This window comes from Leifsonia sp. NPDC058292 (assembly GCF_042880955.1).
Lineage (GTDB): Bacteria > Actinomycetota > Actinomycetes > Actinomycetales > Microbacteriaceae > Leifsonia.
In genome coordinates this window covers 1-24,738 of record NZ_JBHVYL010000023.1, presented here as the reverse complement: position 1 = coordinate 24,738, position 24,738 = coordinate 1, and the positions used below count along the sequence as shown (strand labels likewise).

General features: G+C 69.2%; 12 protein-coding genes. 8 read left to right on the top strand and 4 right to left on the bottom strand.

What is annotated here, in order from left to right; all coding sequences use genetic code 11:
* Window positions 1-19: 19 nt before the first annotated feature.
* From ACFVWR_RS13020 to mfd, 4 genes are all read left to right on the top strand, one after another.
* Complete coding sequence (locus tag ACFVWR_RS13020; RefSeq protein WP_387212510.1) at window positions 20-724, top strand: alpha/beta fold hydrolase; 705 nt, start codon at window positions 20-22, stop codon at window positions 722-724.
* Between the two features lie 245 nt (window positions 725-969).
* Window positions 970-12,969, top strand: coding sequence for an invasin domain 3-containing protein (locus ACFVWR_RS13015; RefSeq protein ID WP_387212507.1), 12,000 nt, complete (start codon window positions 970-972; stop codon window positions 12,967-12,969).
* A gap of 45 nt (window positions 12,970-13,014) precedes the next feature.
* On the top strand, window positions 13,015-13,404 hold the full coding sequence (locus ACFVWR_RS13010) for a hypothetical protein (protein WP_387212504.1): 390 nt from the start codon (window positions 13,015-13,017) through the stop codon (window positions 13,402-13,404).
* 40 nt (window positions 13,405-13,444) lie between these two features.
* A complete protein-coding gene (gene mfd / locus ACFVWR_RS13005; protein WP_387212501.1) occupies window positions 13,445-17,071 on the top strand; it encodes a transcription-repair coupling factor in 3,627 nt (1,208 codons plus the stop codon).
* A 63-nt stretch (window positions 17,072-17,134) separates the two neighbouring features.
* On the opposite strand, the gene ACFVWR_RS13000 is transcribed toward mfd, so the two are convergent.
* Together ACFVWR_RS13000 and ACFVWR_RS12995 are read right to left on the bottom strand one after the other, a co-directional pair.
* Window positions 17,135-18,322, bottom strand: coding sequence for a Na+/H+ antiporter NhaA (locus ACFVWR_RS13000; protein ID WP_387212498.1), 1,188 nt, complete (start codon window positions 18,320-18,322; stop codon window positions 17,135-17,137).
* Between the two features lie 104 nt (window positions 18,323-18,426).
* Window positions 18,427-18,795: a VOC family protein gene (locus tag ACFVWR_RS12995; RefSeq protein WP_387212495.1), complete on the bottom strand. Its 369-nt coding sequence runs from the start codon at window positions 18,793-18,795 to the stop codon at window positions 18,427-18,429.
* A gap of 59 nt (window positions 18,796-18,854) precedes the next feature.
* On the opposite strand from ACFVWR_RS12995, the gene ACFVWR_RS12990 reads away from it, so the two are divergent.
* On the top strand, window positions 18,855-19,586 hold the full coding sequence (locus tag ACFVWR_RS12990) for a MazG family protein (protein WP_387212492.1): 732 nt from the start codon (window positions 18,855-18,857) through the stop codon (window positions 19,584-19,586).
* A gap of 21 nt (window positions 19,587-19,607) precedes the next feature.
* Here the strand turns inward: ACFVWR_RS12990 and ACFVWR_RS12985 are convergent, their stop codons facing one another.
* Entirely contained in the window at window positions 19,608-19,898 is a 291-nt protein-coding gene (locus ACFVWR_RS12985) for an antibiotic biosynthesis monooxygenase family protein (protein ID WP_387212489.1), read from the bottom strand.
* A 307-nt stretch (window positions 19,899-20,205) separates the two neighbouring features.
* Window positions 20,206-21,336: an epoxide hydrolase family protein gene (locus ACFVWR_RS12980; protein ID WP_387212486.1), complete on the bottom strand. Its 1,131-nt coding sequence runs from the start codon at window positions 21,334-21,336 to the stop codon at window positions 20,206-20,208.
* 59 nt (window positions 21,337-21,395) lie between these two features.
* On the opposite strand from ACFVWR_RS12980, the gene hisS reads away from it, so the two are divergent.
* The 3 genes from hisS to eno all read left to right on the top strand — a co-directional run bounded on the left by hisS (window position 21,396) and on the right by eno (window position 24,655).
* Entirely contained in the window at window positions 21,396-22,688 is a 1,293-nt protein-coding gene (gene hisS, locus ACFVWR_RS12975) for a histidine--tRNA ligase (RefSeq protein WP_387212483.1), read from the top strand.
* Complete coding sequence (locus ACFVWR_RS12970) at window positions 22,685-23,263, top strand: DUF1349 domain-containing protein (protein ID WP_387212480.1); 579 nt, start codon at window positions 22,685-22,687, stop codon at window positions 23,261-23,263. Before hisS ends, ACFVWR_RS12970 begins: the two co-directional genes overlap by 4 nt.
* 111 nt (window positions 23,264-23,374) lie before the next feature.
* Window positions 23,375-24,655, top strand: coding sequence for a phosphopyruvate hydratase (gene eno / locus ACFVWR_RS12965; protein WP_387212477.1), 1,281 nt, complete (start codon window positions 23,375-23,377; stop codon window positions 24,653-24,655).
* Window positions 24,656-24,738 lie beyond the last annotated feature (83 nt).

Sequence of the window (24,738 nt, the reverse complement as noted above, 5' to 3'; positions counted from 1 at the left end):
GCCGGGGTACTTTTCGGGTATGGAGCTTTTCACGCGTGAGTGGGGCGAGGGCGACCGCCACGCAGTGCTCGTGCACGGCGTCATGTCCGACTCCCGCAACTGGCGACGCGTCGGCCCGGTGCTGGCCGATCACGGCTACCACGTCATCGCGGTCGATCTGCGCGGCCACGGCCGCAGCCCCCGCGCGGAGGAGTACTCGGCCGAGCTCATGGCCGAAGACATCGTCGAGACGGTGCCGGCGAATCCGGAACTCGTCATGGGGCATTCGCTCGGCGGGCTGACCGTGAGTCTCGCGGTCGAGCGGCTCCGACCCGAGCGCGTGGTCTATGTCGATCCGGCGTTCTCGTGCCCGGCGACCGACTGGTTCCAGCGGATGCTCGCGCCCGCGTTCCTGAGAACGCTCGCGCGCCAATCCGCCTCGCGGATCGCCCGCCGCAATCCGCGCTGGGACCCGGCCGACGTCGCGATCGAGGTCGAGTCGTTCCGGGTCTTCGACCGCGCGGCCATCCCGGCTGTGCTCGCTCCCAGCGTGATGAGGGCGCCCGAGCTGATGATGGCGCCGTCGCTCGTGATGCTCGCCGACGACTCCCGCCTGGTCAAACCCCGAGTGGCCGAACGTCTGCGCGGGGCAGGCTTCGAGGTGCGAGTGGTTGCGGGTTCGGGGCACGTCATCAACAGAGACGATCACGAGGGCTTCATGCGGGCGCTGGAGGGCTGGATCTGACCTCTCGCCGCTCTGATGACTATCAGGACCTAGACACCGGCATAGCCTGTCGTTAGTATCTCGAATGTCTGTGGGGAGCGTTTGAAGAAGTGCTCCCTGTCACGTGGTCGCGTGGAACCCGGACGCTCGCGGACCACCCTGTCGCCTCGTCGACAGACCGTACCGCAATGTAGAGTACCGATCGCCCTCGCTCGGCTGTTCCCCGACTGGCACAGCTCGGCGTGGTCGAGAATCCAGGCTTCGACATGCTCACAGCCGCGTCCGCCACCGTTCCCGGCAACCCGTCCCAGCCCCCGCCCCGGGCACGGAACCGGCGGCGATGGGGTCGCGCCCAGCTCTCCTGGGTGCTCGCGACACTGCTTGCTTTCTCCGGACTCGGCGCTCTGGTCGGCCCTCGGGCTTCGGCCGACGTTCTGGACAACGGGTACACACACACCTTCTTCGTGGACGACGCGCGCGATGTCGCGGATGCCTCGCCGGGGGATGGGCAGTGCGGCACGCGGTTCACGATCGGCACGCCGGCGGCCCCGTCCTGCACGCTGTACGCCGCCATCCAGGAGGCGAACGCGCGTCCAGCAGGGGAAGCGGTGCTCATCGCCGTCGCCCCCTCGATTCGTCTGGTCGACGGAACTTTCGCCTCGTCCGCACTGATCCAACTCAACTGGAACACCACCAACAACCCGACCCCGCAGGTCGCGAACATGTCGACGAACATGACCGCGAACGCCGGTATCGCCAGCACGATCGACGCCGACACGCAATCGCGGTACTGGGTGCAGCACGACAACGTCACTCTCGACTTCCAAGGTCGTCTGGGCTGGTCGCTGATCGCCGACAGCAGTCCGAACGTGCTGCTGTTCACTGGGCAGAACCAGTCGATGCGCAATTTCACCACGCTGACCAGTGCTGAAGGCGGCATCTACGTCGGCGCGACCGCCGTGAACTTCTCGCTCGTCAACGGGCTGGTCGCCAACCCGGCCTCGACGCCCGCGACCAGCCTCGACTACGCGATCGAGCGCGGCGTCGTGGTCGTGGAAGGCGCGGCCAACACCTCCATCACCAATGTCCGTTTTCAGCGCGCATACTGGGACGCCGTGCTTCTCGCACCGGCGAGCAACAGCTCACTCGTCATCGACGGCCTGACGATCGACCGGAGTTCCTGGGACCAACCCGTCAACGGCGGCGGATACGACCCGGTCTACAACTACTTCGTGCGCAACTGGAGTTCGGCGGTCTCGGGCACCGACATCTCGATCACCAACAACTCGGTGCGCGCGTGGGGAGCCGATGGCGGCAACAGCGACGTCATCTCGCTGTCTGGGGGCACCTGGAACGATCTCGAGGTCCGGGGCAACACCTTCACGGCGACGGTCAACCAGGCCGTGAACCCGATCGCGCTCGCCGGGATCGGACAGACCAACGCTGTCGTCAGGGACAACACGTTCATACACGTGACGGGAACCCGCGGGAGCACCGTCGACTACGCCTGGGTTCGCAGCTCCGGTTCGACCAACGGGGTCCAGGTGTTCGACAACCGGTTCGTCGGTGGCGGCAACCGGGTGAACGTCGCCAATCAGGCGTCAACGACCTCGACGTCGACGCTGCCGATCTTCCGCAACACGATGACAGGCGTCGCGTCCACGACCACAGCGGCCAACGAGAACGTCGTGGGCACGACCAACAACATCTACAACTCCGGCAACGCCACCATCCGCACGGCCTATCCGCTCCTGGCCACCGTCGTCGACGACCCGCCTCAGAGCTGTCGCATCGACATTGAGGTGTCCCCGCCATCCACAACGGGGGGAACTGCGATCCCGACCGACGCGGTGCTGGTCGACGCCTATCTCGGCCGAACGGCGGCTCTCGGCGGCGACGGTGCCGGGCTCGAGCAGTACCTGGGGCGTATCGTCACCACCCAATCCGCCCTGCCCGCCACCTTCAGCCTCCCGTACACGGGCGCCGGGGACGGACAGGTCGTGCGGCTCCAGACCACAGAAGCGGCCACCGGACGTACCTCGCAATACTCTCGAACCGTCGCCGCGACCGGGACGGACACCTGTGCGCCGCAATCGTGGGTGAAGCAGGGCGGTTGGTTCAACGACAACGGTGTGGTCTCCGCCACGCAGGACGACCCGACCTCGTTCCGCGACGTCAGCTTCCAGCTGCGCACCTCGGAGCCGCTCGGAGCGGACGGGCTCGACGCAGGCGACATCGTCTTCAGCGGCACGGCCCCCGGCCAGCAGGTGGTCTCGCTGACGAAGCTGACCGACACGACCTGGGATCTGGTGGCCAAGGCCAACGGAACAGGGACCATCGTGCCCTCTATCGGCGCGGGAGCCATCTCCGACGTCGCCGGAAACCCGAGCATCGCACCATCGAACAGCACCGTGGCTCCCATCGACTTCGCCGGCTACACGGACGCGGCTCAGACGACCGGCGTCGCCGGCGCGGATGTCGACGACTCGGTGCTGTACAACTCCCCGCTCGCCGTCACCGCGCCCGATCCGCTCCAACTGGCGCTCGCCGAGCCGGGGTCGGACACCAGCACGTTCACGGTCTCCAACATCACCGTGGACGCCGACGGCCGGGTGACCAAAGCGCCGTCCTCACCCGTCGTCCTCACTCAACAATGGAGCGACCTCGTGCCGGACCCGGCTCTGCCGACTCCGACGCCGCCCCCGACGGCTGACAGCATCGCGCGTGCACTCCCGACGCACACGAACATCAGCGACACCCAGCCCACGATGGACACCATCGACCGTTCGGTGGACGTTCCGGTGCAGGCCATCGACAATCACGTCGTGGACGGCACGCGCCAGGCCACCCTCACACTCGCCGTCTCGTCCGACGACCCCGAGTTCGACGGGCTGCTCCTGAACCCCGTGTCCGTCAGCGTGAGCGACGACGATCAGCCTGTTGCGGCCTCCTCTTCGCTTGCCGTGACCGCCGACGACGCGCTCGCCGACGGCGCCGGGATGAACACCGTGACGGCGACGGTGCACAACGCCGCCGACCAGGCGGTCTCGAACGCCGCGGTCGACCTCGACGTGCCGGAGGGGACCACCTGGGTGGGGCCGGACGGCGCGCCGGGCACAGCGGACGACCTGCCCGGCGGCGCGGGAGTGATCGCGCGCATCCTCACCGACGGCGCGGGCCTGGCGAGCCTCGGCCTGGTCAGCGTCGTGGTGGGTTCTCACCCGGTCTCCGCGCGAGTGAACGACACCGAGGTGATACCCGGATCGCCGCAGAGTGTGACCTTCCTCAGAGTGGCGGTCGATCCGGCCGCTCCGGGCACCGGCTTCACGGTCTCCACCGGTGACGTGACGGCCGATGGCAGCGCCGCCCACACCATCACTGTGACATTGCAAGACGTGAACGGCGGGCCGGCGACCGGGTGGGAGGGCGACCTGTCGGCCGCTGCGTCGCCGGCCGACGGCGTGACGATCGGCTTGTTCGTGCCCACAGCGAACCCCGGTGAATACACGGCGGCGATCACGTCGACGGTCGCCGGAGTGAAGGCCGTCACCGTCTCGGTGGCCGACGGCGCGGCGAGCGAGCCGCTGTCCGTGCTCACCGGCGGAAACGCGAGCGCGTCCTTCGTCGCCGGTCCTCCCGCAGTCGGGCCAGGGTTGTCATCGGTCTCCATCGACGACAGCAGCGACCGACCGGCCGACGGGATCGCGTTCCACCGCATCACGGCCGTCCTTGCGGACGCCGAGGGCAACCCTGTCGTCGGCGCTGCAGCCAGACTCCAGTCAGCGGTGACCGACAACGCGGATGCCGCGGTGACCGTCACGACTTTCAGCGAGACGACGACCCCGGGCACGTACCAGGCTCTCGTCCGCTCGACCGAAGCCGGGGGTCAGCAGGTCACGGTGACCGTGGATGCCAGCACGGAACTCGGTACGGTGACGGCCAACTTCGCGGCGGGCCCGGTCGATCTGGGCAACGGCGACAGCGTATACAGCGTCTCCGCCGGCGACCAACCGGTAGGGGCCGGGCAGCACACCGTCACCGTCACACTCGCAGACGCCAACGGCAACCCGGTATCGGCACAGGCCGCGGCGCTGAGCGCAACGACATCCGGAACGCTCGGAAGCGGAACGATCACCGGCTTCGTCGAGACGGCGACGCCCGGAACGTACACCGCCACCGTGACGTCCACTTCTGCGGGGACCAAGCCGATCGACGTCCGTCTCGCCGGAGCCGCCGTGACCGTCTCCGGCAACGGATCCGCGACCTTTGTGGCTTCGCAGGTCGATCTGGGTGACACCGACTCACGATTCAGCGTCTCCGAGGGCGACGTCACCGTCGGCGATGGGCAGCACGGCGTGACGGTGCGCCTCGCCGACCAGTACGGCAACCCCGTCTCCGGGCAGGCCGCGCAGCTGGCGGCGGCCACCGGCGACGACCTGGGAAGCGGGGCGATCAGCTCGTTCACGGAGACCGGCACCGGCGGCACCTATCTGGCCACCGTCACCTCCACCGTCTCCGGCGGCAAGACCATCGCGGTCACCTTCGCGGGCGATCCGGTGACGCTCGACGGCAACGACGTCGCGAACTTCCAGCCGGGCAGCGTCGAGGTGGACAACATCGGTACGCGCTACACGGTCAGCACCGGCGACCAGGTGGTCGGGACGGGAACACACACCATCACCGTCACGCTCAGTGACGCGAACGGCAATCCCGTCTCCGGCCAGGCCGACGGCATCGAGTCGACGACCACAGCCGATCTCGGCACCGGCGCGATCAGCGGCTACACCGAATCCGCGACACCGGGAACGTACACGGCGACCATCACCTCCACTGTTGCCGGAGGCAAGGCGATCACGACGGTCTTCGGCGCGGACCGTCTGACGGTGCTCCTCGACGGCAACGACACCGCGAACTTCGTGCCGGCAGAGGTCGATCTCGTCAACGGCGCCAGCGGTTTCTTCGTCTCGCCCGGCAGCCGACCGGTCGGCACCGGGCAGCACATCGTGACGACGCGTCTGGTCGACCAGTTCGACAACCCGGTCTCGGGGCGCGCCGGCGATCTGGAAGCAAGCACGACGGATGGTCTCGGCTCGGGATCCGTCTCCGCCTTCGCCGAGACGCAGCCGGGCACGTACCAGGCCACGGTGACCTCCACTGTTTCCGGACCGAAGACGATGGTGGTGGCGCTCGGCGGCAGTCCCGTCGCCCTCGACGGCAACGGTGTCGCGACGTTCGCCGCCGCCGGTGTCGATCTCGCGGCCGCTGGAAGCGCGTACTCGGTCTCCGGCGGCGGCGCATCGGTCTCAGGCGGTTCCCATGCGGTGACGGTCACGCTGACCGACGCCTTCGGCAACCCGGTCGCCGCACAGGCCTCCTCGCTCGCGGCCACGACCGCCGACCCGCTCGGATCGGGCTCGATCGGCCCGTTCGTCGAAGGTCCGCCCGGAACCTATGTCGCAACGATCACATCCTCGGTCGCGGGAGGCAAGTCGATCGCCGTGACGCTGGGGGGAGTCGCGGTGACCCTGGACGGAAACGGCGTCGCGACCTTCATCGCGGGCGGTGTGGATGTGGGCAACGCCGGAACCAGGTACAGCGTGTCGGTCGGTGACCAGCCGGTAGGCACGGGCTCGCACACTGTCACGGTGACACTCTCCGACGCCGACGGCAATCCGGTCTCCGGAGAGTCGGCCGGGCTCGCAGCGAGCGCGAGCGGCCTCGGCGCCGGCACCGTCTCGACCTTCACCGAGACGGGGACGGCAGGCACATACCAGGCGACGATCACATCGACACTGGCCGGAAGCAAGGCCGTCACGGCGACTTTCGGCGCCTCGTCGCTGGTGCTGGACGGCAACGGCGCCGCTGTCTTCGTGGCCGGCGTCGTCGATCCGACGGCCACGGGCAGCGGCTATGCCGTGTCCGGCGGGGAGGCGAGTGTCTCGGGTGGAGCCCACACCGTCACGGTGACGCTCGCCGACCAGTACGGCAACGCGGTCGGCGGACAGAGTGCGCCGCTCGCGGCAGCGACATCGGCCGCCCTCGGAACCGGTTCCATCACCGCGTTCGCCGAGACGGCGACCGCAGGCACCTACACGGCGACCGTGACCTCCAGCATCGCCGGCGACAAGCCGATCACGGTGGACTTCGCCACCACTGCGCTCACGCTGCGCGGCAACGGAACGGCAGCCTTCATCGCAGGTGGTGTGGATGCGGGGAACGCCGGCACCGCGTTCTCGGTCTCCTCCGGCGACCAGATCGTGGGCACGGGCATGCACACCGTGACGGTGACGCTCGCCGACGCGACCGGCAACTGGGTGCCCGGCCAAGCCGTCGGACTCAGCGCCGCGAGCATCCAGGATCTCGGATCGGGAACCGTGTCCGGTTTCACCGAGACCTCCACACCCGGCACCTATACCGCCACCGTCAGCTCCACCTCGGCCGGCGCCAAGACGATGACCGTGGACTTCGCCGGTTCTGCCGTGACCGCGAACGGCAACGATGTCGCCGCTTTCGTCGCCGGCGACATCGACCTGACCGACGCCTCCACCGGATACTCGGTCAGCACCGGCGCGCAAAGCGTCGACGGCGGCAGCCATCAGGTACTCGTCTACTTGGCCGACTCCTTCGGCAACCCCGTCTCCGGGTTGGCCGCCGACCTGGCGGCCGCCACGGGCGACGACCTCGGCACGGGCTCGATCACCGGTTTCGTGGAGACATCCACCCTCGGAACGTATTCGGCTACGATCACCTCCAGTGTGTCGGGCGACAAGAACATCACGGCCTCGTACGCCGGCACGGCGCTCACGGCCATCGGCAACACCGTCGCAGGCTTCACAGCAGGCGATGTCGACCTGGGCGCATCCGGGACGCACTACACCGTCTCCACCGGCGACCAGCCGGTGAGCGCGGGCAGCCACACCGTGACGGTGACCCTGACGGATGCGGCGGGCAACCCGGTCACCGAACAGGAGACTCTGCTCACCGCCACCACCGCCGACGACCTGGGGTCCGGTGCGATCAGCCCGTTCACAGAGACGGCGATCGGCACCTACACCGCGACCGTCACGTCCACGATCGCCGGTGACAAGGCCATCACGGTCGACTACGGCGAAGGAACCGGGCTCGCGGTCAGCCTGGAAGGCAATGGGACGGCGACGTTCGTCGCCGGTCAGGTCGACCTGGGCGACGCTGGAAGCGCTTTCTCCGTCTCCATCGGCGAGGCCGTGGTCGTCTCCGGCAACCACATGGTGACAGCGACTCTGGCCGACCAGTTCGGCAATCCGGTCACCGGCCAGGCCGGCTCGCTGGCCGCCACCACCGGCGACGATCTCGGCACTGGAGCCATCGCAGCCTTCACCGAGAGTGCGACTCCGGGCACGTATACGGCGGCCGTCACCTCCAGCATCGCCGGCGCGAAGACGATCGCGGTCACCTTCGGGGGCTCGACGGTGACCGCGGACGGCAACACGACAGCGACGTTCATCGCCGGCGACGTCGATACCGGCGACGCGGGCACGGGATTCGCGGTGAGCACCGGGGATCAGCCGGTCGGCACGGGAACCCACACCGTGACCGTCACCTTGGCCGACTCCTCAGGCAACCCCGTGGCGGGGCGAGCATCCGATCTCTCCGCAAGCACGGCCGATCCGCTCGGCACAGGTTCCCTCTCCGCGTTCACCGAGAGCGGGACGCCCGGAACCTATACGGCGAGCGTCACCTCCACCACATCCGGAGCGAAGACCATCGCAGTGAGCGTCGGCGGTTCCGCGATCACACCGAGCGGGAACGTGGTGGCGGCGTTCGCCGCCGGCGGCGTCGATCTCGGCGACCCGGCCAGCTCATACACCGTGAGCACCGGCGACCAGCCCGTGGGCACCGGTCTGCACTCGGTCACGGTGACGCTGGCCGACCGGTTCGGCAATCCCGTGCCCGACCAAGCAGCCGACATGGCGGCGACCGCGGCCGGCGACCTCGGCACCGGCGCGGTGTCCGGGTTCAGCGAGTCAGGAACGCCGGGCACCTATGTCGCCACCGTCTCCTCGAGCATCGCCGGCGGCAAAGCGATCACCGTGACACTCAGTGGTGCTGATGTCACGCTCAGCGGAAACGGAACGGCGAGCTTCGTCGCGGGCGGAGCCGACCTCGGCAACCCCGGGAGCGGATTCACGGTTTCGGCCGGCGACGCCTCCGTCGACGGCGGTTCGCACTCGATCACGGTCACTCTGGCCGACGCCTTCGGCAACCCCGTCGGTGGCTCGGCCGCTCTGCTGGCGGCTGCCACCAGCGACGAGCTGGGCACCGGCATCGTCACCGGTTTCGTCGAGTCGGCGACTCCCGGCACCTACACGGCCACCATCACCTCGAGCGTCTCCGGCGTCAAGCTCGTGACCGTGACCCTCGACGGCAATTCCGTTTCCGCGGCAGGCAATGCGACGGCGACCTTCGTCGCGGCGGGGGTCGACCTCGGACAGCCGGGCAGCGCATACTCCGTGTCATCGGGGGACGCCTCGGTCAGCGGCGGTTCGCACACCGTGACGATCACCCTCGCCGACCGGTTCGGCAATCCCGTGCCCGGTCAGGCCGCCCAGTTGACCGCCACCACCGCCGACGCACTCGGCACGGGTGCGATCACGGCGGTGGCGGAGACATCGTCGCCGGGAACCTACGCGGCGACGGTCACCTCCAGCATCTCTGGCGGCAAGAGCATCACGGTCACCTTCGGTGGCGCGGAGGTGACCCTCGACGGCAACGGCGTCGCGGTGTTCGTCGCCGGCGGCGTCGACCCGGGCGACGCGGGGAGCGCGTACAGCGTCTCCACCGGAGACCAGCCGGTCGGCACCGGCGAGCACACGATCACCGCGACGCTGGCGGACGCGAACGGGAACCCGGTTCCCGGGGAGGGCGCCGGACTCGCGGCGAGCAGCGCCGACCCGATCGGGAGCGGTTCCTTCTCCGCGTTCACGGAATCGGCGACACCGGGCACCTACACGGCGACGGTCGACTCCACGGTCGCGGGAGCGAAAGCCGTGACGGTCACCTTCGCGGGATCGTCGCTCACCCTGGACGGCAACGGCACCGCATCCTTCGTCGCCGGCGCCCCCGATCCGGCGGCCCCCGGGAGCGTGTTCACCGTGTCGATCGGCGACCAGACTGTCGGCTCCGGCTCGCACGCCGTGACAGCGACTCTCACCGACTCGTTCGGCAACCCTGTCCCTGGCCAGGCCGCGAGCCTGCTCGCGACCACGGCCGACAGCCTCGGCGCCGGAAGCATCAGTGGCTTCACCGAGACCGCGACCGCCGGAACCTACACGGCGACGGTGACCTCGACAGTCGCCGGCGGCAAGGCGATCGGGGTGACGTTGGCGGGAACGGCGCTCGCCTCGTCGGGCAACGACACGGCCGCCTTCGTGGCGGGAGCCATCGATCCGGGCGACGCGGGCACGCACTTCTCGGTCTCCAGCGGCGATGTCCCGGTCTCCACCGGCTCGCACCTGGTCACGATCACCCTCGCCGACCAGTTCGGCAATCCCGTGAGCGGTCAGGCCGCAGCGCTGCTGGCGTCGACGGCAGACGCCCTGGGCTCTGGTGGAGTCTCCGCGCCGGTCGAGAGCGCGGTCCCCGGCACGTACACCGCAACCGTCACGTCGTCCGTCGCCGGTCCGAAGACGATCGCGGTCACAGCCGGAGGGGATGCGGTGCAGGCGACCGGAAACACCGTCGCGAGCTTCATCGCCGGGGGCGTCGACGTCGGGAACGTGGGAACGGCATACAGGGTCAGCTCCGGGGATGTCCCTGTCGGCACGGGCACGCACACAGTGACGGTGACTCTGGCCGACGCTGACGGGAATCCCGTCTCGGGCCAGGCGTCCGGCCTCGCGGGATCCACGGTGGACGACCTCGGCTCCGGCGCCGTCGGGTCGTTCGCCGAGACGGCGACGCCCGGAACGTACACGGCGACCGTCAGCTCCACGAGCGCAGGGGCCAAAGCCGTCACCGTGACTTTCGGCGGCTCCGACGTGCAGCTCGACGGCAACGGCACCGCGAGCTTCGTCGCGGGAGCGACCGACCCGGGGGAGGCCGGCACCGCGTACTCGATCTCGACAGGAGACGTACCGGTCGGCACCGGATCGCACACGGTCACCGTCACACTGGCCGACTCGTTCGGCAACCCGGTCTCAGGGAACGCCGCGGCGCTCGCCGCCGCGACGACCGCCGACCTCGGCAGCGGGGTCATCAGCGGCTTCGTCGAGAGCGCCACGCCTGGCACGTACACCGCGACGATCACCTCCACCGTGAGCGGCTCGAAGCCGGTGACGGTGACGGTCGGCGGGGCGCCGGTCGCGGCATCCGGGAACGCCGCGGCTTCGTTCGTGGCCGCGGATGTCGACCTCGGCGATGCCGCAACGTCGTACTCCGTCTCCACCGGCTCGGTGACGGTCGATGGCGGCTCGCACCTCGTCACAGTGACCCTGGCCGACGCATTCGGCAACCCTGTCTCAGGAGAAGCCGGGCAGCTCACGGCCTCGACCGCAGACAGCCTCGGCACCGGAACCATCACCGCCTTCGACGAGTCGGCGACGCCGGGGGTGTACGAGGCGCACGTGACGTCCAGTGCCAGCGGGAACAAGGCGATCGAGGTCACGTTCGGCGGCGACGCGGTGAGGCTCGACGGCAACGGCGTCGCGTCGTTCGTCGCCGGCGGGGTGGATGTGACCGATCCGGGCAGCGGGTTCAGCGTGACGACCGGCGACTCCTCGGTCGACGGCGGAACGCACACGATCACGGTGACCCTGGCGGACAGCAACGGAAACCCCGTCACAGGCCAGCAGGCCGGGCTGTCCGGCGTCTCCGCGGAGAGCCTGGGCGCGGGCGGGATCACTGCATTCACCGAGACCGGCGTGCCCGGCACATACATCGCGACGATCACATCGACGATCGCAGGCGTGAAGACGATCGCCGTCTCGTTCGGCGGCGACCGGCTGACCGCGTCCGGCAATGCGTCCGCCAGCTTCGCGGCCGGTGGCGCCGACCTCGGCGACGCGGCATCCGGCTACGAGGTGAGCACCGGCAGCGTTCCGGTCGGGTCGACGCCGCACACCATCACCGTCACCCTCGCGGATTCGTTCGGAAACCCGGTAGGCGGGCTGGCCGCAGACCTGGCAGGCGCCACCTCGGCCGATCTGGGCGGCGGCGCCATCACCGCGTTCACGGAGTCGGCGACAGCCGGCACGTACCAGGCGCAGGTGACATCGACCGTCGCAGGCGCCAAGCCGATCACGGTGACGCTCGGTGGCGCTGCAGTGACCCTGCGCGGTAACGGCAGCGCGACCTTCACCGCCGGAGGAGTGGATCCGGGATCCTCCACCCTCGTCGCCACCTCGCCGGTGCAGGCGAACGGCAGCGACACGAGCACCATCACGCTGTCGGTGTTCGACGGGTTCGGCAACCCGGTGACCGGCGCGGTGCCGGTGACGATCAGCAGCACGCTCGGCACCGTCGGTCCCGTCACCTCTCTTGGAGACGGCAGGTACACCGCGACCCTGAGGTCGACCGAAGACGGAACGGCGACCGTCTCCGCCACCGTCAACGGAACGGCGATCCCAGCGACGGCGCAGGTGGTGTTCCTCGACGTGACGGCGCCCCAGCCCCCGGTGCTCGACCCGAGCGACGGCGGTTCCGTGACCGGATGCGCCGAGCCGGGCGCCACGATCGAGGTGACAGACGAATCCGGAGCCGTCATCGGCACGGCCGTAGCGGGTCCGGACTGCCGCTTCGAGGTGGTCTTCCAGCCGCCGCTGACCCCCGGCGACACTGTCACGGTCACTGCGACGGACCCCGCCGGCAACGTGTCGGGGGAGTCGGTGCTGCGGATCGGGAAGATCTGGATGGAACTGGCCGACAGCACACGCGAGCCGGGCCAGCAACAGCGAGCCGTCGGCCACAACTTCCAGCCGGGCGAGTCGGTCTCCGGCTTGCTGCAGTCGACTCCCGTGAATCTCGGCACGCGCACGGCGGACGCCAACGGCGACGTCGAGTTCGTGTTCACCCTGGCCTCGAACATCGAGGCCGGCCCGCACACGGTGACGCTCACCGGGGACTTCAGCGGGAGCGTGAGCCAGACCTTCACCGTCGTGGTGCCCGCCGGTCTCTCCGACACGGGCCTGCACACCGTGCTGCCGTTGCTGCTGATCGGACTGTCCGCAGTGGGAATCGGCGGTGCGTTCCTGTTCGTGGTGCGCCGTCGGCGTCCGTACGCTCGCCTGTGATGCCGACCCGTGACCGCCGTGACTGCCGTGACCGAAAGGACGCCCATGACCATCTTCCGACACTTCCGTTCCACTGCTGCCGTCGTCGCAGCCCTGTGCGCAGGAGCACTGCTGGCAGGCTGCACCGCCGAGGACCGGGGGTTGCCGGACGGACTTCCCGGAATCGTGCAGGTCGAGCAGGGAACGGTGAGCAACGCGGTCGTCGGCTCGGGGAAGAGCTGGTCGTTCACCCTCACTGTGCCCGACGCCGCCGCGCAGAAGGCGGCCGTGGTGAAGCTGAAGGACGCCGGATTCCGGGAGCTCGGTTCGAACAAGACGGACGCGTCGACGACGTACTCGCTGGCCAACGCGAAGGAGAACATCAACGCGACGCTGCTGCTCACGACGCGCGACGGCAGACATCTCGTGATCTACAACCTGGTCAAGGTCAAATGATCTGAACGTCTTGTCGGCAGGCTCCCGTAACATGGGCCGAGTGATACTCCAGGGCTTGATCACGGCGCTTTCGCGCGCCTCCACGTTCGATGACGCCCTCGCGTGGGCTGCGCGCGACGCCGATTTCTCGCTGACCGACGGGCTGCGTGCTCCGCTGATCGCCGGCCTGCTGCGCAAACGTGCGGAGGCCGAGGCGTCGCAGGCGCTGCTGGTGATCACGGCGACGGGACGCGAATCCGAGTCGATCCGCTCGGCTCTCGGCTGCGTGGTGCCCGACGCCGAGGTGATCGAGTTCCCCGCCTGGGAGACTCTTCCGCACGAACGACTGAGCCCCAGCGCCGAGATCGTCGGCAAGCGGCTGCTCGCTCTGCGTCGTCTCGAGAGCTGGCAGGAGGGGGATCGCGCCAAGCCGATCATCGTCGTCGCCTCGGTTCGCGCGGCCCTGCAGCCGCTCGCGGACAACCTCATCGACTACTCGGCAGTCGAACTGGCCACGGGCGGCCGCGGCTTCGATCTCGGCCGGCTGGCCGTCGAGCTCGTCGCCCTCGCGTACAGCCGGGTCGACATGGTCACCCGCCGCGGAGAGTTCGCCGTGCGCGGCGGCATCCTCGACGTCTTCCCGCCCACGGCCGAGCACCCGTATCGCGTCGACTTCTTCGGCGACGAGGTGGAGCAGATCCGTGCGTTCTCGGTGGCCGACCAGCGTTCGCTGCCCGAGCCGATCCCGGTCGTCACACTGCCGCCGAGCCGCGAGCTGCTGCTGAGCGACTCGGTGCGACAGCGCGCGCGAGAGATGGAGCACGAGTTCCCGAGTCTGTCGGGCATGCTCGCGAAGATCGGCGAGGGCATCCCGGTCGAAGGGATGGAGTCCTTGGCACCCGCGCTCGTCGACCGTCTGGTGCCGCTCACCCACTATCTCCCCGACGGAGCTGCGGTGGCCGTCATGTCTCCCGAGCGCGTGGCGAGCCGCGCCGTGAGCCTGGCGGAGACCAACCGCGAGTTCCTCACCGCTGCCTGGAGCGCGGCGACGGTGGGAGCCGCCGCCCCGATCGATCTCGCCGCGGGCGACTTCCTCACCCTGCAGAAGCTGCGCGACTCGGTGACGTTCAGCGCGCCCGGCCAGAAGGCGCCCGACCACCCGTGGTGGACGATGAGCGGCTTCCAGGCCGACGACATCCTGCCCGAGGAGCGCGAACTCGAGGAGCACCTCCAGGTGCGCATCGCGGCGGAGGCCGTGCCGAGCTTTCAGGGCAACGCCTCCGGGGCGATCGACTACGTCGCCGAACGTCTGCGAGACGGCTGGACTGTCGCCATCGTCGCGCAAGGCGCGGGGCTCGTGGAGCGCGCGGCGGACGTTCTCGCCGAGGCCGAGCTGCCCGCACGCCACGTGGACGAGTTCCCTCTCGACCCCGAGCCGGGCATCGCGTATCTGCTGAAGGCGACGGTCGAGCACGGTTTCGAGCTCCCCGAATCGAAGTTCGCTCTGCTGAGCGAGAGCGAGTTCTACGGACGCACCGTCGGCTACGACTCACGCCAGGTGAAGAAGCTCGCCACCCGCCGTAAGAACGTCGTCGACCCGATGCAGCTCAAGTCGGGCGACTTCGTGGTGCACCAGACGCACGGCATCGGCAAGTTCGTCGAGCTGACTCAGCGCGAGGTCTCCAGCGGCGGCCGCAACGCGGTGAAGTCCAAGCGCGAGTATCTCGTGCTGGAGTACGCCCCGTCGAAGCGCGGCTACCCGGGCGACAAGCTCTTCGTGCCCACCGACCAGCTCGACCTGCTCACGCGCTACGTGGGCGGGGAGGCGCCGCAGCTCAGCAAGATGGGCGGCAGCGACTGGTCGGCGGCCAAGGGGCGCGCCCGCAAGGCGGTGCGCGACATCGCCGTCGAGCTCGTCAAGCTGTACTCGGCCCGGATGGCGAGCAAGGGCCACGCGTTCGGTCCCGACACCCCGTGGCAGCGCGAGCTGGAGGAGGCCTTCCCGTTCGCGGAGACGCCCGACCAGCTGCAGACCATCGACGAGGTGAAGGCAGACATGGAGCGGCCCATCCCGATGGACAGGCTGATCTCCGGCGACGTCGGCTTCGGCAAGACCGAGATCGCCGTGCGCGCCGCGTTCAAGGCGGTGCAAGACGGCAAGCAGGTGGTCATGCTCGTGCCGACGACGCTGCTCGTCAAGCAGCACTTCGAGACGTTCCAGGAGCGCTTCGCCGGGTTCCCCATCCACCTGCGGGCGCTCAGCCGGTTCCAGAGCGACAAGGAGGCACGCGAGACCATCCGTGGCCTGGCGGACGGCACGGTGGATGTGGTCATCGGCACGCACCGCCTGCTCGCCGACGGCGTGGTGGTGAAAGACCTCGGGCTCGTCGTCATCGACGAGGAGCAGCGGTTCGGTGTGGAGCACAAAGACGCGCTGAAGAAGCTGAAGACGAACGTCGACATCCTCGCGATGAGCGCGACGCCCATCCCGCGAACGCTCGAGATGGCGGTGACGGGCATCCGCGAGATGTCGACACTGGCGACGCCGCCGGAGGAGCGCCACCCCATCCTCACCTTCGTGGGGCCGTACTCCGACAAGCAGGTGGGCGCCGCGATCCGACGGGAGCTTCTCCGCGAAGGCCAGGTCTTCTTCGTGCACAACCGCGTCGGCAGCATCACGAGCGCCGCGGCCAAGCTCGCCGAGCTCGTGCCCGAGGCACGCATCGCGGTCGCCCACGGCAAGATGAACGAGCGTGCCCTCGAACAGGTCGTCGTCGACTTCTGGGAGCGCAAGTTCGATGTGCTCGTCTCGACGACCATCATCGAGACCGGCCTCGACATCGCCAACGCGAACACCATCATCATCGATCGCGCCGACAAGTACGGGCTCAGCCAGCTGCACCAGCTGCGCGGTCGCGTCGGTCGGGGCCGCGAGCGGGCGTACGCGTACTTCCTCTGGGACGAGAACAAGCCGCTCAGCGAGACCGCGCACGACAGACTCTCCACGATCGCGGCGAACAACGATCTCGGCAGCGGGATGCAGGTGGCGCTGAAAGACCTGGAGATCCGCGGGGCGGGCAACCTGCTCGGCGGGGAGCAGTCCGGTCACATCGCTGGTGTCGGGTTCGACCTGTACCTGCGGATGATCGGCGAAGCGGTGAGCACGTTCCGCGGCGAGGTCGCCGAGGGGCAGACCGAGCTGCGGCTGGAGCTGCCGGTGGATGCGCACATCCCGGAGGAGTACGTCGACAGTGAACGCCTTCGCCTGGAGGCCTACCAGAAGCTGTCGACGGCGAGCTCGCCGAACGCCAAGTCCGGTCAGATCGACGCCGTGCTCGAAGAGCTCACCGACCGCTACGGCGAGCCTCCCGTTCCCGTTCTGAACCTCATCGCGGTCTCCCGGTTGCGGCTCGCCGCGCAGCGCGCCGGGCTCGGCGAGGTCGTCGCGATGGGCTCGAACCTGCGGCTGGCGCCGGCGATCCTCGCCGACTCGGTGCAGGTGCGGCTGCAGCGCATGTATCCCGGCTCGAAGTACCACGCCGCACCGAAGGTCGTCACCGTTCCGCTCCCGCGCGTGAACGGCGAGGCTCCCGACGACTCCGACCTCATCGCCTGGGTCGCATCCCTTCTCGGCGCGATCTTCCCCGCCCCCGAGCCCGCAGAACTCGAACCGGAGGCGACCGCCTAGCCGGCGCCCGGCGCCGCTCACCGGCGCCGGAGATCTCGCCCACGCGCGCCCGCATGTCCGTCGTTACGGACGCACCACCGGTGTGTCGCCCGTTTTCTCCGGCGTTCTGGAGTTGGGATGCAGCCGCCGGTAGCGCCGCGCGAGCCCGGTCACCGCGAATCCGGCGGCCACGATCGACACCGCCGAGCCAAGCAGCACGGCGAGCGTTCCCTCAGCCCGCACGGTGTCCTGGCCCGCGAACGCCAGTTCGTTCATCAGCAGCGACACGGTGAAGCCGATGCCGCCGAGCGCCCCGATGGTCAGGAGGGCCGGCACGGAGATGCGCCCTCGCTCGGTTCTCGGCCGCGTGTACGACCCGAGCCAGCCGCCGAGCGTGATGCCGATGAGTTTGCCGACCGGGAGGGCGACCAGGATGCCCCAGAACGCAGGCGACAGCTCGGCCGGCGACACCGCCGGAATCACGACCAGCGCGGCCGAGAACGCGAACAGCGGCAGGATCAGCCCGTTCGACCACGGTTCGAGCGCGTGGGTGGCCTTGCCCGCGGGCTTCCGCGCCATGACCAGCCCCAGCGCCACACCGGCGATCGTGGCGTGCACTCCGGAGTCGTAGACCAGCCACCAGGTGAGGCAGGCGATCAGCAGCATGAGCACGCCGATCGGCCAGCGCATCCGGCCCTTGAGGAAGCGGCTCAGGATGCCGAACGCGGCGACCGTGACGGCGGCGAGCGCGAGCTCGGTGAGGTTGGGGTCGGTCGTGAAGAACACGGCGATGATCAGGATGGCGATCAGGTCGTCGAGCACCGCGAGCGCGAGCAGGAACACGCGCAGCCGGTTCGGCAGCCCACGCCCGAAGACGGCGAGAACACCGAGCGCGAAGGCGATGTCTGTCGCCGTCGGGATCGGCCAGCCGTCGGCGAGGTCACCGCCGGCCGTGAACGCCAGGTAGATCGCTATCGGCACGATGACGCCGCCGACCGCGGCGATCGCCGGATGGATGGCCTTCTTGACGCTGTTCAGCTCGCCGACGACCAGCTCGTGTTTCAGCTCGACAGCGACGATGAAGAAGAAGATCGCGAGCAGACCGTCGCTGATCCAATGGCCGACGCTGAGGTCGAGGGGCCCGAGTGCGAGGTGGGCGTGCTGCAGGTCGAGCAGGCTGGGGCCGATCGGGGTGTTGGCCAGGAGTAGGCCGAGAACGGCAGCGCCGAGCAGAAGCCCGGCGGCGGTGCGTTCGGAGCGGATGATGCTCATGAGGGTCTTGCCCTTCTCGCGCCGCGCGCGGGGTGGGTCGAACGGAGGAGCGACGTCCTCACGTCACCCGCCGACCAGACTTCCCGGCACACCAGTGCCCGATCTTACCGGAGCGGCGCGACGAGGCAGAGGATGTGGCCGTCGCGGTCGCGCAGCACCGACTGCCGTTCGCCCCACTCCTGGTCGGCGGGTTCGTCGACGACGGCGGCGCCCGCCTCGACCGCAGCGGCCGTTGCGGCGTCCACGTCGGCCACCGCGAAACTGGCGGCGACCCCCGCATCCCCGGGCGTCGGCGTGCGCTGGTGCAGCAGCACCTCGGTCGCGCCGCCGGCGGGCGCGCCGGGGTCGGTCGTGAGCATGGCGAGGCCTTCGACCGCGTACAGCTCGGTCAGGCCGATCACGTCGCGGTAGAGCGGGAGTGCGAGGGCGAGATCGTTGACAGAGATCGTGAGCCGGGCGATTCGGGTGACCATAACGAAAGGGTAGTGCTCCGGGTGCGGTGAGAGGATGGACACGACCGAGGAGAGTATCGATGACCGACGTGAGTTTCTCATCCGGAGCAGCAGAGCCGGCCGGAGGCCCGCAGCCGACGAAGCTCGACGAGCTCGTGGCCGTGATGGCGCGGTTGCGCGCGCCCGGCGGGTGCCCGTGGGATGCCGACCAGACGCACGAGTCGCTGGTGCAATACCTCATCGAGGAGACCTACGAACTGGTCGAGGCGATCGAGACGGGCAACCGCGAGGACATGATCGAGGAGCTCGGCGACGTGCTCTACCAGGTGCTGTTCCACGCCGACATCGCGGCGGGCACCCCGGGCGAGGACTTCGACATCCAGGATGTGGCCGCCCAGATGACCGCGAAGATGGTCGGGAGGCATCCGCACGTCTTCGGCGACCGCAAGGCCGAGACCGCCGACGACGTCGTCGAGTTCTGGGACGACCTCAAGAAGGTGGAGAAGCCGGGCCGCACGAGTGTGCTCGACGGCATCCCGCAGGCCATGCCCTCGCTGTCCCTCGCCGACAAACTGCTCGGTCGTGCACAGAAGGTCGGCCTGCTCTCGTTGGAGGACGCCGGGGGAGTGGCCGTGCAGTCGGAGGACGAGTTGGGCCCGCTGCTGCTGGCGATCGTCGCGTCCGCGAAGGCGAACGGTCTGGATGCGGAGCGCGCGCTGCGGTCGACCCTCCGCGACCTGCAGGGCGAGATCCGCGAGCACGAGTCCGGCTCGGCCGACGCCGGCATCATCGGGATCGTCGCACCCGACTGAGCCGCCTCTGCCAGACCGCGGTCAGGCGACAGGCTCGAAGTGCGTGACCTCGGGGAACGGGTCGTAGTACGGGTGCAGGATGGCGCGCCAGTCCTGATACTCGGCCGACTTCCGGAATCCGACGGTGTGGTCTTCGAGCGTCGCCCATTCGACCAGCAGCAGATACAGGTTCGGCTGTTCGAGCTGCCGCGAGAGGGTCAGACCGTTGAAGCCCGGCATGGCCGAGATGATGAGGCGCGCACGGGCGAAGTCGGCCTCGAACTCCTCCTCGCGACCGGGGATGACGGGCAGCACGACATGTTCGACGATCATGCTCCCAGCGTGGCACAGCCGCACGCGCGTCCGTCGCAGCGCTGGCGGCCGCCGGCACAGCCGCCAGGCGAGCACGTCCTCGACCATTCGGGTGAGAGCGATACCGCTACTCCTGGCGTCTGGCGACCGTGCCGTCAGCCTGTGTCTGGCAGCGAACACCGTGACCGTGGTCGGGACGGTGGGGCTCATGCCAGGTCCTCTGGGACACCACCGAAGCGCGGTTCACGCCGCACCATCAGGGTGGCAACACCCACATAGTACGACCGGGCCGCACGCCCGGGCTAGGGCTTTCGCGGTCCGGCTGCGCTCATCCGAGCAAAGAACCGAAGTAGCGACGGATGGCATCCGCCGTCTGCTCCGGACGCTCCAGCCCGGCGAAATGGCCACCGGCCGGCGCCACCTCGAACTCGCGCAGGTCTGCCGCTGCGCGCTCGGCGAGTGACCGTGGGAACCCGTCCATCACCGGCTCGCGGCTCAGGTACACGCCGACGGGCGCCGCGATCGGCGGTCGTGGCGTGTTCTGCGGGTAGTCGAAGTACTGCCGGAACGACGAGCCGATGGAGTCGGTGACCCAGTAGAGCGTCACCAGTGTGAGCAGGGTGTCCCGGTCGATCACCCGCTCGAGGTCGCCGTCGACCCAGTCCTGCCACTTGTCGACGATCCAGGCGAGCAGGCCGACCGGTGAGTCGTTGAGGGCCGCCGCGATCGTGTCGGGCCGCGTGCCCATGATCTCGCTGTAGCCGCCGTCGTCTTCGTCGTACTCGTCGACCGCATCCAGGAACGTCTGCTCCTCGTCGCTGAGGTCGGACGTGTCGGAGGGGAACGGGGCGTGCAGCAGCTGCACGCCGATGAGGCGGTCAGCGTGGTCGACGCCGAGCCAGGTCGCGGCCCCGCCGCCGATGTCCCCTCCGAAGGCCGCGTACCTGTCGTAGCCGAGCACGCCGGTCATCAGCTCGTGCAGGTCATCGGCGATCGCCTGGCGGGTGAGCGAACGATCGGGCAGGTCGGAGAACACGAACCCGGGAAGCGAGGGGATGACGACATCGAAGGCCACGCGGGCGTCCGATCCGAAGGCGGCCGGGTTCGCCAGGCGCTCGCCGAGGGGAAGGTACTCGGTGTACGCGCTCGGCCAGCCGTGCAGCAGCAGCAGCGGGATGCGGGTGTCGGCCGATCCGGCCGCCGGGATGCGCACGTAGTGGAGGCGGTGCCCGTTCACCTCCGCCAGGTACTGGTCGTAGGAGTTGAGGCGTGCCTCCTCGGCCCGCCAGTCGTAGTCGTTCGCCCACGCTTCGACCAGGCCGCGCAGCTCGGCAGCATCCATGCCACCGGATCGGGTGCCGTCACCGAGCGAGGGTGCGTAGCGGGTGCGGGCGAGGCGCTCGCGGAGATCGTCGAGCACGGAATCGGGAACGTCGATGCGGAACGGTTCGGCTGTCATCGCTGCAACGCTAGCGGGATGCGCCGCCCGCCGTCACCCCGCATGGAAGAATCGTGGTCATGGCTTCCCCGATCACCCCGCCCCGAGGCATGCGCGATTTTCTTCCGGCCGACAAAGCGCGTCGCGAGCACGCCCTCGGCGTGATCCGTCGCAGCTTCTCGGCCCACGGTTTCGACGAGATCGAGACGCCGGTGGTCGAGGATGTGGCGCGCCTGCACTCGGGGCTCGGCGGCGACAACGAGAAGCTGGCGTTCAGCGTGCTGAAACGGGGACTCGACACCGCGGATCTCGAGTCGGCGATCGAATCCGGCGACATGCTGAGCCTCACCGATCTCGGCCTCCGGTTCGACCTCACCGTGCCCCTCGCCCGCTTCTACGCGACGCACCGCGCCGAACTGCCCCCGGTGTTCCGGTCGATCCAGATCGCCCCGGTCTGGCGCGCGGAGCGCCCTCAGAAGGGCCGCTACCGCCAGTTCGTGCAGTGCGACATCGACATCATCGGCGAGCAGGGCCAGCTCGCCGAAGTCGAGTTGATCACCGCCACCGCCGCGGCCCTGGATGCGCTCGGGCTCACGGACTGCACGATCCGCATCAACGATCGCCGCATCCTGAACGGGCTGCTCGAGTTCTGCGGATTCGCCGAGACCCGCTGGCCCCAGGTGCTGATCTCGATCGACAAGCTCGACAAGATCGGCGCCGCCGGGGTGGTCGCCGAGCTGAGCGCCGAGGGAGCCGACTCCGCTGCCGTGCTCGGCGGCATCCTCGAGAATCTGGAGCCCCACCTCGCCGACGGCGGGGTCGAGCTGACGGTCGAGGCGATTCTGGGCATCCTGCCCGACGGCGTCGACACGGATGCGGTCGCCGCCTTGGAGTCGCTCGCCCACGCCCTCCACACGCTTCCGACAGGCGTCACGCTGCGATTCGACCCGACGCTCGTCCGCGGCATGGGCTACTACACGGGGACGATCTTCGAGATCTCGCACCCCGGATCGGGAAGCTCGGTGGGCGGCGGCGGCCGGTACGACGGGATGATCGGCCGCTTCCTCGGCACCGAGGTGCCCGCGGCCGGGTTCTCGATCGGCTTCGAGCGCGTCGTCGACCTGATCGAGGCGCCCGATTCCGCGGTGGCCGACTCGATCGTGCTCGTCTACGACCCGGCCGTGCCGCTCGACCGGCTTCTCTCGGTGAAGACCGAGCTGATCGCATCCGGTCGCCGGGTGCGTCTGGAGAAGCGGGCCAAGAACCTGAAGGCCGTGCTCGACCGCGCGGAGGCGGCTGGCTTCGGCGGGTTCGCGTTCGTGAACCCCGACACGACCGACGCCGCATCCCTCGAGATCAAGGAGTTCGCATGACCCGCGTCGACTGGGCCTCCGGCCACTGGACCCACGAGCCGGTCGAAGCGCACCCCGACGGCGACGCGCTGGTCGTGACGGCGGCCGAGGGCACCGACGCCTGGCGCATCACGTCGTACGGTTTCATCCACGACACCGAGCACGCGCTCGTGGCTCCGTTCGACGTCGGAACGGCCGTCGAGGTCGCCTTCACGGGCGACTTCAGCGGCGACTTCGACCAGGCCGGCGTCTTCATCCGCACCGACGATGAGAACTGGATCAAGTCGGGCGTCGAATTCTCCGACGGCCTGCTCCAACTGGGCGCCGTCGTCACCCGCGGCGTCTCCGACTGGTCTGTCGCGCCGGTTCCGCACTGGGCAGGGCGCCGCATCACCGTGCGGGCCAGCCGTTCGGGGGATGCCGTCGCGATCCGCGCGCGCGTCGACGACGAGCCGTTCGCGCTCATCCGGCTCGCCCCGCTCGACCCCGGGGCGCTCGTCGAAGCCGGCCCGTTCCTCTGTGCTCCGAGCCGCCCCGGCCTCACGGTGCGCTTCGAGTCGTGGACGGTCACGCCCGCAGACGAGACGCTGCACTAGCGCACCGGGCGTTCGGCCACCGGACATCCGGCGTTTGCGCCTGTCACTAGACTGGCGAACGGATTACCGCAGATTTTCCACCCCCCACACATGTGAAACAAGGAGACAGTTGTGGCTCAGATCGAAGCTGTAGGCGCTCGCGAGATTTTGGACTCGCGCGGAAACCCGACCGTCGAGGTCGAGGTGCTTCTCGAGGACGGCACGGTCAGCCGTGCCGCCGTTCCGTCGGGTGCGTCCACCGGCGCATTCGAGGCCTACGAGCTTCGTGACGGCGACAAGAACCGCTACCAGGGCAAGGGTGTGCTCAAGGCGGTCGACGCGGTTCTCGACGAGATCGGCCCCGCGATCGAAGGCTTCGACGCCGCCGACCAGCGTCTCGTGGACTCGGCCATGATCGAGCTCGACGGCACCGACAACAAGAAGCGCCTCGGCGCCAACGCCATCCTCGGCGTCAGCCTCGCCGTCGCGAAGGCCGCGGCCGACTCGGCCGACCTGCCGCTGTTCCGCTACCTCGGTGGACCGAACGCCCACGTGCTGCCCGTTCCGATGATGAACATCATCAACGGTGGCGCGCACGCCGACACCGGCGTCGACATCCAGGAGTTCATGGTGCTGCCGGTCGGCGCCGAGAGCTTCTCCGAAGCCCTGCGCTGGGGTGTCGAGACGTACCACTCCCTCAAGTCGCTGCTCAAGCAGCGCGGCCTGAGCACCGGTCTCGGTGACGAGGGCGGTTTCGCCCCCGAGCTCGAGCACAACCGTGCGGCGCTCGACCTCATCTCGGAAGCCATCCAGAACGCCGGATTCACCGTCGGCACCGACATCGCGCTCGGCCTCGACGTCGCCTCCACCGAGTTCTTCGCCAACGGCGTCTACACGTTCGAGGGCCAGGAGCGCACCGCCGCCCAGATGTCGGCGTACTACGCCGAGCTGGCCGCCAACTACCCGCTCGTCTCCATCGAAGACCCGCTGGCCGAAGACGACTGGGAGGGCTGGGCGCACCTCAACTCCGAGATCGGCTCCCAGCTGCAGCTCGTCGGCGACGACCTGTTCGTCACCAACCCGAAGCGTCTGGCACAGGGCATCGAGGCCAAGGCCGCGAACAGCATCCTCGTCAAGGTGAACCAGATCGGCACCCTGACCGAGACCCTGGATGCGGTCTCCCTGGCCCAGCGCAACGGCATGACCGCCGTGCTCTCGCACCGCTCCGGCGAGACCGAGGACACCACCATCGCCGACCTCGCCGTCGCCACCGACGCCGGCCAGATCAAGACCGGCGCACCGGCCCGCTCCGAGCGCGTCGCCAAGTACAACCAGCTGCTCCGCATCGAGGAGGAGCTCGGCGAGGCAGCGGTCTACGCCGGCCGCAGCGCCTTCCCGCGCTTCACCGCGTAACGCACACCCCCACGAGCGTGGCCGTTCTGCGCGAGTGTGGCCGTTCCGGTCGAGATGGACCGGTGCGCCGGGCACACTCGACC

Coding starts and splice junctions, on each gene's coding strand:
- ACFVWR_RS13020 (WP_387212510.1), top strand. CDS start 20: ATGGAGCTTTTCACGCGTGAGTGGGGCGAGGGCGACCGCCACGCAGTG.
- ACFVWR_RS13015 (WP_387212507.1), top strand. CDS start 970: ATGCTCACAGCCGCGTCCGCCACCGTTCCCGGCAACCCGTCCCAGCCC.
- ACFVWR_RS13010 (WP_387212504.1), top strand. CDS start 13,015: ATGACCATCTTCCGACACTTCCGTTCCACTGCTGCCGTCGTCGCAGCC.
- ACFVWR_RS13000 (WP_387212498.1), bottom strand. CDS start 18,322: ATGAGCATCATCCGCTCCGAACGCACCGCCGCCGGGCTTCTGCTCGGC.
- ACFVWR_RS12995 (WP_387212495.1), bottom strand. CDS start 18,795: ATGGTCACCCGAATCGCCCGGCTCACGATCTCTGTCAACGATCTCGCC.
- ACFVWR_RS12990 (WP_387212492.1), top strand. CDS start 18,855: ATGACCGACGTGAGTTTCTCATCCGGAGCAGCAGAGCCGGCCGGAGGC.
- ACFVWR_RS12985 (WP_387212489.1), bottom strand. CDS start 19,898: ATGATCGTCGAACATGTCGTGCTGCCCGTCATCCCCGGTCGCGAGGAG.
- ACFVWR_RS12980 (WP_387212486.1), bottom strand. CDS start 21,336: ATGACAGCCGAACCGTTCCGCATCGACGTTCCCGATTCCGTGCTCGAC.
- hisS (WP_387212483.1), top strand. CDS start 21,396: ATGGCTTCCCCGATCACCCCGCCCCGAGGCATGCGCGATTTTCTTCCG.
- ACFVWR_RS12970 (WP_387212480.1), top strand. CDS start 22,685: ATGACCCGCGTCGACTGGGCCTCCGGCCACTGGACCCACGAGCCGGTC.